This is a genomic window from Mucilaginibacter sp. (genome assembly GCF_041663085.1).
Classification (GTDB): Bacteria; Bacteroidota; Bacteroidia; order Sphingobacteriales; family Sphingobacteriaceae; genus Mucilaginibacter.
Genome location: NZ_JBAZRC010000151.1, coordinates 1 through 11,963, shown reverse-complemented (window position 1 = coordinate 11,963; position 11,963 = coordinate 1). Strand labels below are relative to the sequence as shown.

Here is an 11,963-nt window from a genome sequence, read left to right as displayed (position 1 = left end):
CGCATCATCGGTAGTACGCGCGGCAAAGCGGGCGCTGGTAATTGTTGATCTGCCCTTTGGTTCATACCAGGGTAACTCCAAAGAAGCGCTGGCATCTGCTATCCGCATTATGAAAGAAGCAGGCGCACACGGTGTTAAAATGGAGGGCGGTGTAGAAATTGCAGAATCTGTGAGCAGGATACTAACCGCAGGCATCCCGGTAATGGGCCACCTGGGTTTAACCCCGCAATCCATCTACAAATTTGGTACCTATACCGTACGTGCCAAAGAAGAAGCCGAAGCTGCCAAACTGAAAGAAGATGCACTGAAGTTACAGGAGCTTGGTTGTTTTGGGATAGTACTCGAAAAGATCCCGGCCAAATTAGCTGCCGAGGTAAGCAAATCGCTCAGTATACCCACCATCGGCATTGGCGCAGGCCAGCATTGCGACGGGCAGGTTTTGGTGATACATGATATGCTGGGTATAAACAAAGGGTTTAAACCCCGCTTTTTACGCCAGTACGCCAATTTGTTTGATGTGATGAACGATGCCATCAGCAACTACGTTGGCGACGTAAAAGCAAAAAGCTTCCCTAACGAGAAGGAAGAGTATTAACCGCTATGCGGGTTTGTGGTTCATAGTTGATGGTGAATAGTTTAAACCACAATTACACCATAAACTATTAACCATGACCCATGAACTAACCAATGGCACGACCAGAATTTAACTATATAAGTAAAGATATTACCGATGCTGATATACTGTATGAGGATAACCACCTGATAGCAGTAAACAAGCGCGCGGGCGATATTGTACAGGTGGATGATACGGGCGATGAATCGTTGGACGAGAAGGTTAAAAGGTATATAGCCCAAAAATACAACAAACCCAACGGCGCATTCCTTGGTGTGGTGCATAGGTTAGACAGGCCCGTAAGCGGGGTTATCCTGTTCGCTAAAACCAGCAAGGCTTTAGAGCGTATTAACAAAATGTTTAAAGGGCGCGAAATGCATAAAACCTATTATGCCATTGTACGTAAACGCCCATACCCCGAGGCCGGTAACCTGGTGCATTACCTCATCAAAAACCCGCAGAAAAACGTTACCAAGGCCCATGATAAAGAAGTGGCCGGCAGCCAGCGGTCTGAACTAAATTACAAACTGGTAGGGGAGCGGGATGGTTACTACGTAATAGAAGTAGACCCGATAACCGGCCGCCCGCACCAGATAAGGGTGCAGTTATCAACCTTAGGGTGCCCTATTGTTGGCGATAATAAATATGGCTACCCACGTGGCAGCCTACGTAAAAGTATTTGCCTGCATGCCCGCCGCCTGCAATTTATTCATCCCGTAAAAAACGAACCGATACTGATTGTAGCGCCTTTGCCTAAAGATGGTTTTTGGGAAAAGTTTGAGGGGTTAATAGCGTAGGTGATTCTGCGATTTAATCCCCACGCTTCATTGCGAGCGTAGCGTGGCAATCTTCGATAGAAAAGTAGCGAATTAGTTCTTCGTTAGGAAAGCCAGTGAATAATATGAAACGTCAGTGGATGTTCTTTTTCTTTTCTCTCAAAATAAAAAGAACCAAAAAGAAAAGTCGCGGCTTGGTCCCGCCCTGTGTAAGTTAGTGCTTTATCAGTTGTGGTGCTACCCGTGCGTTACGCTATGCCGCATTTTTGGTGTCGTCAGGCTGGTACGTTTATTGTCGCCTCGCTTGTCAATTTATCCGGTTTTTATCTAGCTTCTACAGCACTGACGTGTTGGAGAGGACTATAACATTATAACCCTTTCACCACCTCCCAGGCCTTTTCATCAACCAAAACTCCTTCTTTTAAACTTTGCTCGCGTGTGCGCAACATGTTTTCGCCGGGGAAAAGTATCTCGTTACCATCCTCGTTACTTTTGGTGTAGCTGATGATCTCTTCTATCAGTGAAGCATTTCTCTCGTTATCAGTTTTGATGCAGATAAAAACCTGCGATACCCCGGTTTCCTTACGGCCCGATTGGGTGATCACTGCGGTAGAATCACCGCCGCTTAACACAGTAGCCAGCAGATCAAGCACTAATGACAGACCAGATCCTTTCCAGAAACCGATAGGCAGGGCACGTTTGCTTTCCATTATAGCGGTGGTATCAGTTGTTAAATTGCCTTCACTATCATAGCCGCCCGGTACAGGTAACTGCTTGCCCTGCGCCTGGTACTGCCAAAGCTTACCGAACGAAAACTGGCTGATGGCCATATCCAGTACAATATGCCCCTGTTTTTGAGGAATTGCAATAATAAGCGGGTTGTTACCCAGGCGTGGCTCGGTGCCACCCCATGGCGGCAGATTGGCAATGGTATTGGTAAAACACAAGCCTATATAACCGGCCTCGGCAGCTTGCAGGCCGTAAGTACCGCCGCGCATCCAGTGGTTGGTGTTTTTAATAGCAACGCAGCCTATGCCGATATCTTTGGCAAGGTTAATGGCCCTGTCCATACAAAATTGGGCGTTTAGCATACCCGGGCCAATATTGCCATCCCATTGTTCAATAGCGCCAAAGGCACTTACCGAGGTGGGTGCGGCATCCATATCTATGAGATGTTCTTTTATATACTCTACAAAAACCGGGAAACGGTTTAGGCCGTGGCTGTATACGCCATCTCGGCTGTTATCGGCAAAAATGGCGGCACAGGCTTCGGCAATAGTATCTTTAACATCCAGGCTAATCAATACACGTTTAAATTCGGCTTTTAATTGTTGGTAAGGTATCCGCATAACGCAAATATAACAGCTTATGTATTGTAGCATAACGTTACATCGTTATATTGGCCTGTAATATTTAGCGGGATAAATAGTTATTATAAAGCAGCTTTTGAAATTGCGTAAGTAAACTATCTTTGCAGCTTAAATGAACAACAAAAAGAAATACCTTTTACTGGCCGGGTTACTTGTAGCAATCTTCTTTTTTAATTCGTGTAAAAAGGAAAAGCAAACCAGTATTCCAAGCTTGTTCGCAACAGGTGTGTGGCAATTAGGATCTATACAAGAGGCCAAATACCTGGGCGGATCAAGGCTTACACTGGATACCATTCCTTCCACTTCTACACAGATATTTGCTTTTAATAAGGATATGACCTGCTCTTATACCAATTTTGATGATAAAGCAGGCACCGTAAGTGGTACGTGGTCGCTATCGGATACACAGCTTTTTTTGTATGCGAATATTACTTATCCGGTAGTTACCTCTGCAGGTACCAAACAGCCTTTTATAAATTGCCGTATTGTTAATATAGGGGAGTTTTCATTAGTTATGGAAGCAGGCGATATACAAACATATTATAACCCAACCGACAAAAGAACCATAAGAACCTACGGTTTTGTGAGGATTAAGCCCGTGGGTACGCAATAATTTGATAAAAATTTATATTTTGCGGTAAAACAAAAATCTACCAAGCTATTTTGAAAAAGAGAATTGCCATTTTTGCTTCAGGGTCCGGGTCAAATGCTCAAAAAATAATGGAGCATTTTAAGCGTAATGCCGATGCCGAAGTTGTGTTGATACTCACCAACAACCCGCAGGCCTACGTTTTGCAGCGTGCCGATAACTTCGAGATCCCATCACATATATTTACCCGCCACGAGTTTTATGATACCGACGATGTTATCAGTCTGTTAAAAAACCTGCAGGTAGATATTATAGTGCTTGCCGGTTTTTTATGGCTGGTGCCGCCAAGTTTGCTAAACGCGTTCCCTAATAAGATCATTAACCTGCATCCTGCGCTATTGCCAAAATTTGGCGGTAAAGGTATGTATGGCGATAACGTGCACAAAGCTGTGCTTGAAGCCGGCGAAGAAGAATCGGGCATTACCATCCACTTTGTGAATACCCAGTTTGACGAAGGCGAGATCATCCACCAGTCGCGTTTTAAGATAGAACCCGGCGATAACCTGGAAATGGTGAAATTTAAAGGCCAGCAGTTAGAGCACCAGCATTTCCCGAAAGTAATTGAGAACCTGTTGAAGAAGATGAGATCTTAGTGAGGGGGGAGATTACGCAAGTAATGAGCCGTGAATTATCTCGTAAACAATTAATTCATTATTGTTAATCCTAAAAGCAATAACCCAGTCGTTAAAGTGGCTGCATGAATATTTGTATGCTGCTAAGACAGGATGGTCGCAGATAGAATATTGAGTATTTGGAATTGCCAGTTTAATAATAGCCGCTTTAAACTTTAATGCATACCTGGCACCGCTACCTTTTGTATTTTTGGACTCTACAAAAGCGGCGATAGCATCAATAACCTCTAACGCCTTTGGAGTGATTCTTACTTTCACGGATTACTTCTTATCAGAATACTTCGCGAAAGCAATACCTATGTCAATAGGTTCAGCATCAGTATCTTTTTCAAGGTAACTAATTAATTCTTCATCAGTCGCTTTTCTGCCAATACCTTTTACCATAGCCATTACATCTAATTCTTCGATGTTTTGTGCTTCGGCGGGTAGCCCAAGTTCCTCAGCCAATTGCATAAGAAGCAGCGTTTTTTTATCAGAATCCGATTTGATGATAACCGTTGTCATACTCTAATTTAGCAAAATTTATTCTGTTGCACAAAGCTATTGAGCATTTTGTAATATTTATCATAACTAATTAAAAATTACATTAATTAACCTAAAAAAACTAATCACTAATACGTACCTTTGCGGCTCAAAAATTCCCTGTCGTAATGAGTCATTCTGTTCAAATAAAAAACGCGCTGATTTCTGTTTATTACAAAGACAATCTTGAGCCTATAATTCATGAGTTGAACCGCCTTGGTGTAAAGATCTATTCTACCGGTGGTACCGAAACTTTTATACGCGACCTGGGGGTTGATGTAATTGCTGTTGAGGACCTTACCTCGTACCCGTCAATCCTTGGCGGCCGTGTAAAAACCCTGCACCCAAAGGTGTTTGGCGGTATCCTTGCCCGCAGAAGTTTTGACAGTGATGAGCAGCAACTGGCCCAGTATGAGATCCCGGAAATTGACCTGGTAATTGTTGACCTTTATCCGTTTGAAGAAACCGTAAACTCGGGTGCCGGCCAGGAGGATATTATCGAGAAGATTGACATTGGCGGTATCTCGCTTATCCGCGCGGCAGCCAAAAACTTTAAGGATGTTGTTATCCTTGCATCAAAGAATGACTATAGCGAACTGGAAGAGATCCTGAAAACACAAAATGGGGCTACCACTATTGATCAGCGCCGCCGTTTTGCCCAAAAAGCATTCAATATCTCATCAAACTACGATACCCACATTTTCCAGTACTTTGACCAAACCGAGCCGATGCCTGTTTTTAAACAAAGCATCCAAAGCAGCCAGGTTTTACGTTATGGCGAAAACCCGCATCAAAAAGGAACCTTTTACGGTAACCTTGATGCCATGTTCAACAAACTTAACGGTAAGGAACTATCATACAACAACCTGGTTGATGTTGACGCGGCCGTTGCCCTGATTGATGAGTTTACCGAGCCTACCATTGCTATATTAAAACATACAAACGCCTGCGGTATAGCTTCGCGTTCATTTATAAAAGAAGCCTGGATCGATGCTTTGGCTTGCGACCCGGTTTCGGCCTTTGGTGGTGTTATCATTGCTAATGACGAGATCGACGCTGCTACCGCTACTGAGATTGACAAGATATTTTACGAAGTATTAATTGCCCCAGCTTATACTGACGAAGCAGTACAAATCCTATCGGCGAAAAAGAACCGTATCGTATTGGTTCGCCAGCCGGTTGAGCTGCCGCTTAAGCAATTTAAAACTTTGCTGAACGGCGTTATAGAACAAGATAAAGACCTGACCGTTGAAGGCCCGGCACAAATGAATTCGGTTACTGATAAAAAAGCGACCGAGCATGAACTGCGCGACTTGCACTTTGCCAACAAAGTGGTTAAGCATACCAAATCAAATACCATTGTTTTTGCTAAAAATAACCAGTTAATGGCAAGCGGTGTTGGCCAAACCTCAAGGGTCGATTCTTTGAAACAGGCTATCATCAAGGCAGAAAGTTTTGGGTTTGATCTGAAAGGCGCAGTAATGGCTTCTGATGCTTTCTTCCCTTTCCCTGATTGCGTAGAGATAGCTGCCGATGCAGGTATCACAGCGGTTTTACAACCGGGTGGATCTATAAAAGACCAGGACTCTATCAACATGTGTAACCAAAAGGGCATTGCCATGGTTACCACAGGTGTTCGCCATTTTAAACATTAGTGATTAGAGGTTAGTGATTGGTGATTAGGTTTGGCAGAAGCTACTGATAACTGATAACAAATCACTATTAACTAAAACAAGCAGATACGAATTATTAAAAAATAGAGTTATTAATTACTAATTTACACGATTACGGCGCCCGTGTTATTTGGCGCCGAAACTGTCCAGAATATTAACGTTGCCGCTAATTTGAAATAACGCCAAATGGGTTTATTTAATTTTTTCACTCAAGAGATAGCCATTGATTTGGGTACCGCAAATACCCTCATCATACATAATGATAAAGTTGTTGTTGATGAGCCATCCATCGTGGCCTTTGACCGTACAACAAACAAAGTAATTGCTATAGGCCGCCAGGCTATGCAGATGGAGGGTAAAACCCACGATAACATCCGCACTGTGCGCCCGCTAAAAGATGGTGTAATTGCCGACTTTAACGCTGCCGAGTTAATGATACGCGGTATGATAAAAATGATTAACCAGGGTAAAGGATGGTTCTTCCCATCGTTACGTATGGTTATCTGTATCCCATCGGGTATTACCGAGGTTGAGAAACGTGCGGTACGCGATAGCGCCGAAATTGCAGGTGCCAAAGAGGTGTACCTGATATATGAGCCAATGGCTGCTGCCGTGGGTATCGGTATTGATGTGGAAGAACCTATGGGTAACATGATCATTGATATTGGTGGTGGTACTACCGAAATTGCGGTTATTGCCCTTTCAGGTATCGTGTGCGACCAGTCTATCCGTGTTGCGGGCGATAACTTCGACTCTGATATTGTTCAGTACATCCGCCGTCAGCACAACATTATGATTGGTGACCGTACTGCCGAGAAAATAAAGATTGAAGTAGGCGCGGCATTGCCCGAGCTTAGCGAGCCACCTGCGGATTTTGCGGTGCAAGGCCGTGACCTGATGACAGGTGTTCCTAAACAGATCACCGTATCGTACACTGAAATTGCGCATTGCCTTGATAAATCGATCTCGAAAATTGAGGAAGCGATTTTGAAAGCGCTGGAGATAACCCCGCCCGAGCTTTCTGCGGATATTTACCAGACAGGTATTTACTTAACAGGCGGTGGTGCTTTGCTGCGCGGGCTTGATAAACGCGTGGCTGCCAAAACCAAACTGCCGGTACACGTTGCCGAAGATCCGCTTCGCGCTGTAGTACGTGGTACAGGCACAGCCCTTAAAAATATAGGTAACTTTAAGTTTTTAATGCAATAATTTAGAAGCAAGAACCAAGAGTCAAGATTCAAGAAAAAGTCTTGGCTCTTGGTTCTTGACTCTTAATTCCAATAGCAAATTCTCCAGGCATGCGTAACCTCCTGATATTTATCACCAAGTACAACGCATTCTTCCTGTTCCTTATTTTCATGATAAGCTCGTTGCTTATCTATATCAAATACAACTCTTTTCAAAAGGCGTCTTTTATAAACAGCACTAACAAGGTTACCGGTAATTTATACGCTAAAGCGGATGAATTTAAAGGCTATTTGAGCTTAAAAGAGGTTAACGATAAATTGGCAAAAGAGAATGCCGAACTGCGTAACCAGTTGCGCTCATCAAAATATGTGGATACGGTTGCAAAACATAGCGTAACCGATACTATTTATAAGCAGCAGTACAGCTACATTGAGGCGCAGGTTATTAGCAACTCTATCAACAAACGCAACAATTATTTAACCATAAGCCGGGGCAGTCATGATGGTATTGTAAAAGGCATGGGGGTAATAAATGGGCAGGGTGTTGTGGGTAAGGTTGTTTTTGTAGGTGAGCATTTATCAATAGTACAATCCCTGCTGCATAAAGATTCGCGCTTTAGCGCCATGCTGGCCGGTAGTAAAGAAATTGGCTATTTGCAATGGGGAGAAGACCTTAACCCGCACAGCGGCTTACTGGTTGATGTATCAAACAACGCCCAACCAAAAATTGGCGAAATGGTGGTAACATCAGACCTTTCGCTTTTTCCGGCAGGCATCCCTTTGGGTAAGGTAAGTAAACTTACAACCAAGGGGGGGGGCTTTTTCCTCAACATGGAAGTTGCCCTGGCGGTTGATTTTAGTAAACTGGAGTATGTTTACGTGGTTATAAACAAGTTTGCTATCGAGCAAACTACCTTAGAAGCACAGGAGAAAAAAGCCGATGAGTAGGATAATCTTAATAAACCTGGTTCGCTTTATAGTGCTGGTGTTGCTGCAGGTTTTTCTGTTAAAGAATATCACGCTTTACAACCTGTCAACCCCGTACCTGTATATCCTGTTTATACTGCTGCTACCGTTCGAAACACCAAACCTGCTGCTTTTTGCACTGGCGTTTATATTGGGCTTAACCATTGATGCATTTTATGATACACCGGGGCTGCATGCCGCGGCCTGTACGCTGCTGGCCCTTGTAAGGGTGCTGTTCATCAGCATTACCGTACAAAAAGATGGCTTTGATAACGAACCCGAACCCACCCTGAGTATTATGGGTTTCAGGTGGTTTTTTACTTACGCGCTTGTCCTTACGCTTTTTCACCATTTCTTTTTGTTTAACCTGGAAGTTTTTAGGTTTAGCGAGATAGGGTACACACTAAGCCGCTTTTTATTGAGTTCAGTATTTACAGTATTTTTGATGCTGGTTTCGGGCTTGTTGTTTTTCAGAAAAAAAGAGCGTAAATAAACCTTTAGCTTTACTATTTAATTAAAGAGTTAGCAAATAACCACAGAGTTAACAGAGGTTTGTACGGAGAAACACAGAGGTAAGATGATTGAAAATAAACTAACCGGTCAAATTATTGGTGCAGCAATTGAGGTGCATAAAACACTTGGGCCGGGTTTGTTAGAGAGCGCTTACAAAGAATGCCTGTTTTATAAATTGGTTAAATTGGGTTTGTTTACGGAAAAGGAAAAACCCATGCCGCTTATTTTTGAAGAAATAAAGTTAGATTGTGGTTATAGGATAGACCTGTTGGTAGAGAATAGGATTGTTATAGAATTAAAATGCGTGGAGAGTTTAAATGATGTACACATGGCCCAAATGCTTACGTACATGAAACTTGGCAATTATAAATTAGGCTTGCTAATAAATTTTAATGTTATCATGTTAAAAGACGGAATTAAGCGAATAATAAATGGCTCGTTATCGCCTATAAATGAAACTCTGTAAACTCCGCGAAAACCTCTGCTAACTCTGTGGTTAAATAATTATCTACAAAATATTGCTAAATAATAAATGAATAATTTTTTTGAGCGGAGATATGTAATAGCGGGGATATTTATAGCCCTGATATTGGTATTATTAGGCCGGCTGTTTTACATACAGGTGGTTGATGACCGCTATTTTTTATACGCGCAGAATAACGTAATGCGCCGCAATATTCAGTATCCTGCCCGCGGGCCTATACTTGACCGTTATGGCAAAATAATGGTAGAGAACGAACCTGTTTATGATATTACCGTAGTACCAAAACAGGTAAAAGCTTTTGATACGGTTGAGTTTTGCAAACTGCTGGGTATTGATCGCGAAGGTTTTGATAAACGTATGGCCAAGGCCAGGGTTTACTCGCCCTATCGTACATCAATTTTCGAAAAACAGGTGTCGGCACAACAATACGCATCATTCCAGGAACGCCTGTCTGAGTTCCCCGGGTTTGATACCCAGAAAAGGTCCCTGCGATCATATCCCGACTCCGCCGCATCGCAGTTTTTGGGTTATATAGGTGAGGTTACAGACGCTATCATCAAACGTTCGGGTGGATATTACAGCCCGGGCGATTATGTGGGCATAAGCGGTGTTGAAAAATCATACGAAAGCATATTACGCGGGCAGCGAGGGGTGCGCAATTTAATATACGACTCGCATAACACACCAAAAGGTAGTTATGCCAATGGTGCTTATGATACTGCTGCTGTTGCCGGCGAACGCCTGATATCGTCACTGGATATGAAGATCCAAAAACTGGGCGAAAAACTGATGCAGAATAAAGTGGGTAGTATAGTTGCCATTGAACCATCAACCGGCGAAATACTTTGCTATGTAAGCAGCCCTACTTACGATCCCAATCTGCTGGTTGGCCGCGAGCGTGGTAACAATGCTGCCAAATTGTATAAAGACCCATACAAGCCATTTTTTACCCGCCCTGTACAAGCCTACTACCCCCCGGGCTCGTCTTTTAAACCGCTAAGCGCACTTATAGCAATGCAGGAGGGGGTGATAACGCCGCAAACTATATATCATTGCGCCGGGTACTACCAGTCTGGTAACCGCCGCATTAAATGTTTTCATGGCGAGGTGCATGGCGATGTAAACCTGGCCAGCGCCGTAGCCCATTCATGCAACGGCTATTTTGATATGGTTTTCGAAAAACTGATTAACCGCCAGGGCGCCCGCAATACCGATACGGCATTTAACTACTGGCGCAATAATGTGGGTAAGTTTGGCCTTGGCTCGAAGTTAGGGCTTGATATGCCTAATGAAAACAGGGGCAACTTGCCCAAGGCTGCATACTACGATAAAGTTTATGGAAAAGGCGGATGGCGCTCAAGTACCGTTATATCATTAGGCATAGGCCAAGGGGAGTTACTGGCCACACCGTTGCAACTGGCCAATATTGAAGCTACCATTGCCAATCACGGTTACTATTATAAACCGCATTTAATTAAGGCTATTGGAGATAAGCAGGTAATACGTAAAGAATATACCCTGCGCAATTATGTAGGAGTTGATTCGCAGTATTTTGAACCCGTTATAAACGGCATGCAAAACGTAGTGGAATACGGTACGGCCAGCAGCTCAAAAATACCGGGCATTATCATGTGCGGAAAAACAGGTACTGCCGAGGTGAAGAACAAGGGTGATAACTCCGTATTTGTAGCTTTTGCACCGCGCGATAACCCAAAGATAGCTATAGCGGTTGTAGTTGAAAACTCAGGCCAGGGGGCTACCTGGGCAGCGCCAATTGCCAGCTTTATAGTGGAGCAGTATTTACGGGGCAGCATATCTAAACGCGCTTCGGGCATTTACCCTGAATACTATATTAATAAAAACCTGTTGCCTGATATTGTTGTAAAACCTGCCGATAAGGCAAAAATAAAAGCCGACAGCCTTAAAAAGGTAACAGCCGATTCGCTTAAAAAACGTAAAGCCGATTCTGTAAAACAAATTAGCCTTAAATCGGCACAAAATAAACCTGCTAAAAATGCGGGTAATGTATTAACCGCCATGCTGCCAAAACGAAAAGACAATGAATAATCAGCGTAGTTTCTTTTTAAATGTGGATTGGGTAACGGTGCTTATCTACCTGTCGTTATGTGTTATTGGCTGGTTCAATATCCACGCCGCGGTATTTGATGAGAACCACCCCAGCATATTGGATATGGACACCGAGTACGGTAAACAGTTCATCTTCATTGTTTCGGCGTTGGTAATTGGCACCGTTATACTTTTGCTGGAGAGCCGGTTCCTTTCGGCACTGGCGCCTGTGTTTTATATTGTAACGGTACTTTTATTGATACTGGTGCTTGTAGCCGGGCACAATGTGGGCGGTAACCAGGCCTGGATAGATATGGGGGGCGGGTTTAGGCTGCAACCATCAGAGTTTGCCAAATTTGCTACCTGCCTTTTGCTGGCGCGATACCTTAGCGCTACCAACGTAAAGGTTACCGATCCAAAATCATTCCTGATAGCGGGCGGTATCATATTGCTGCCCATGATGCTGATCAAACTCCAACCTGATGATGGCTCTACACTGGTGTTCTGTTCA

Annotated in this window: 14 protein-coding genes; 11 read left to right on the top strand and 3 right to left on the bottom strand. The window is 43.6% G+C overall.

What is annotated here, in order from left to right; genetic code table 11:
• A partial coding sequence (gene panB / locus WC615_RS19815; RefSeq protein ID WP_372979796.1) for a 3-methyl-2-oxobutanoate hydroxymethyltransferase occupies positions 1-595 on the top strand: 595 nt, incomplete at its 5' end.
• 92 nt (positions 596-687) lie between these two features.
• Complete coding sequence (locus WC615_RS19810) at positions 688-1,410, top strand: RluA family pseudouridine synthase (protein WP_372979795.1); 723 nt, start codon at positions 688-690, stop codon at positions 1,408-1,410.
• A gap of 347 nt (positions 1,411-1,757) precedes the next feature.
• On the opposite strand, the gene yiaK is transcribed toward WC615_RS19810, so the two are convergent.
• On the bottom strand, positions 1,758-2,738 hold the full coding sequence (gene yiaK, locus WC615_RS19805; RefSeq protein WP_372979794.1) for a 3-dehydro-L-gulonate 2-dehydrogenase: 981 nt from the start codon (positions 2,736-2,738) through the stop codon (positions 1,758-1,760).
• Between the two features lie 133 nt (positions 2,739-2,871).
• Between yiaK and WC615_RS19800 the strand changes: the two genes are divergently transcribed.
• Both WC615_RS19800 and purN read left to right on the top strand, forming a co-directional pair.
• The gene (locus tag WC615_RS19800) at positions 2,872-3,372 is read left to right on the top strand and encodes a hypothetical protein (protein ID WP_372979793.1); all 501 of its coding nucleotides are present in this window, start codon (positions 2,872-2,874) and stop codon (positions 3,370-3,372) included.
• Positions 3,373-3,422: 50 nt separating this feature from the next.
• Positions 3,423-4,001 carry a phosphoribosylglycinamide formyltransferase gene (purN, locus tag WC615_RS19795; protein WP_372979792.1) on the top strand — a complete coding sequence of 193 codons (579 nt, stop codon included), beginning with the start codon at positions 3,423-3,425 and terminating at the stop codon, positions 3,999-4,001.
• A gap of 12 nt (positions 4,002-4,013) precedes the next feature.
• Here the strand turns inward: purN and WC615_RS19790 are convergent, their stop codons facing one another.
• Together WC615_RS19790 and WC615_RS19785 are read right to left on the bottom strand one after the other, a co-directional pair.
• Positions 4,014-4,298: a type II toxin-antitoxin system RelE/ParE family toxin gene (locus tag WC615_RS19790; protein WP_372979791.1), complete on the bottom strand. Its 285-nt coding sequence runs from the start codon at positions 4,296-4,298 to the stop codon at positions 4,014-4,016.
• A gap of 3 nt (positions 4,299-4,301) precedes the next feature.
• Complete coding sequence (locus WC615_RS19785; protein WP_372979790.1) at positions 4,302-4,544, bottom strand: hypothetical protein; 243 nt, start codon at positions 4,542-4,544, stop codon at positions 4,302-4,304.
• A 146-nt stretch (positions 4,545-4,690) separates the two neighbouring features.
• Here WC615_RS19785 and purH point away from each other — a divergent pair, with 146 nt between their 5' ends.
• From purH to rodA, 7 genes are all read left to right on the top strand, one after another.
• Positions 4,691-6,217 (top strand): bifunctional phosphoribosylaminoimidazolecarboxamide formyltransferase/IMP cyclohydrolase, encoded by a 1,527-nt coding sequence (gene purH / locus WC615_RS19780; protein ID WP_372979789.1) that lies wholly within the window; start codon positions 4,691-4,693, stop codon positions 6,215-6,217.
• Positions 6,218-6,421: 204 nt separating this feature from the next.
• The gene (locus tag WC615_RS19775) at positions 6,422-7,444 is read left to right on the top strand and encodes a rod shape-determining protein (RefSeq protein ID WP_067054626.1); all 1,023 of its coding nucleotides are present in this window, start codon (positions 6,422-6,424) and stop codon (positions 7,442-7,444) included.
• Positions 7,445-7,533: 89 nt separating this feature from the next.
• Complete coding sequence (gene mreC / locus WC615_RS19770) at positions 7,534-8,370, top strand: rod shape-determining protein MreC (protein WP_372979788.1); 837 nt, start codon at positions 7,534-7,536, stop codon at positions 8,368-8,370.
• Positions 8,363-8,881: a rod shape-determining protein MreD gene (gene mreD, locus WC615_RS19765; protein ID WP_372979787.1), complete on the top strand. Its 519-nt coding sequence runs from the start codon at positions 8,363-8,365 to the stop codon at positions 8,879-8,881. Before mreC ends, mreD begins: the two co-directional genes overlap by 8 nt.
• Positions 8,882-8,965: 84 nt before the next feature.
• The gene (locus WC615_RS19760; protein WP_372979786.1) at positions 8,966-9,367 is read left to right on the top strand and encodes a GxxExxY protein; all 402 of its coding nucleotides are present in this window, start codon (positions 8,966-8,968) and stop codon (positions 9,365-9,367) included.
• Positions 9,368-9,433: 66 nt separating this feature from the next.
• Positions 9,434-11,452, top strand: coding sequence for a penicillin-binding protein 2 (mrdA, locus tag WC615_RS19755; RefSeq protein WP_372979785.1), 2,019 nt, complete (start codon positions 9,434-9,436; stop codon positions 11,450-11,452).
• A partial coding sequence (gene rodA / locus WC615_RS19750; RefSeq protein ID WP_372979784.1) for a rod shape-determining protein RodA occupies positions 11,445-11,963 on the top strand: 519 nt, incomplete at its 3' end. The genes mrdA and rodA, both read left to right, overlap by 8 nt.

Coding starts and splice junctions, on each gene's coding strand:
- WC615_RS19785 (WP_372979790.1), bottom strand. CDS start 4,544: ATGACAACGGTTATCATCAAATCGGATTCTGATAAAAAAACGCTGCTT.
- purH (WP_372979789.1), top strand. CDS start 4,691: ATGAGTCATTCTGTTCAAATAAAAAACGCGCTGATTTCTGTTTATTAC.
- mrdA (WP_372979785.1), top strand. CDS start 9,434: ATGAATAATTTTTTTGAGCGGAGATATGTAATAGCGGGGATATTTATA.
- WC615_RS19760 (WP_372979786.1), top strand. CDS start 8,966: ATGATTGAAAATAAACTAACCGGTCAAATTATTGGTGCAGCAATTGAG.
- WC615_RS19800 (WP_372979793.1), top strand. CDS start 2,872: ATGAACAACAAAAAGAAATACCTTTTACTGGCCGGGTTACTTGTAGCA.
- mreD (WP_372979787.1), top strand. CDS start 8,363: ATGAGTAGGATAATCTTAATAAACCTGGTTCGCTTTATAGTGCTGGTG.
- WC615_RS19810 (WP_372979795.1), top strand. CDS start 688: ATGGCACGACCAGAATTTAACTATATAAGTAAAGATATTACCGATGCT.
- WC615_RS19775 (WP_067054626.1), top strand. CDS start 6,422: ATGGGTTTATTTAATTTTTTCACTCAAGAGATAGCCATTGATTTGGGT.
- mreC (WP_372979788.1), top strand. CDS start 7,534: ATGCGTAACCTCCTGATATTTATCACCAAGTACAACGCATTCTTCCTG.
- yiaK (WP_372979794.1), bottom strand. CDS start 2,738: ATGCGGATACCTTACCAACAATTAAAAGCCGAATTTAAACGTGTATTG.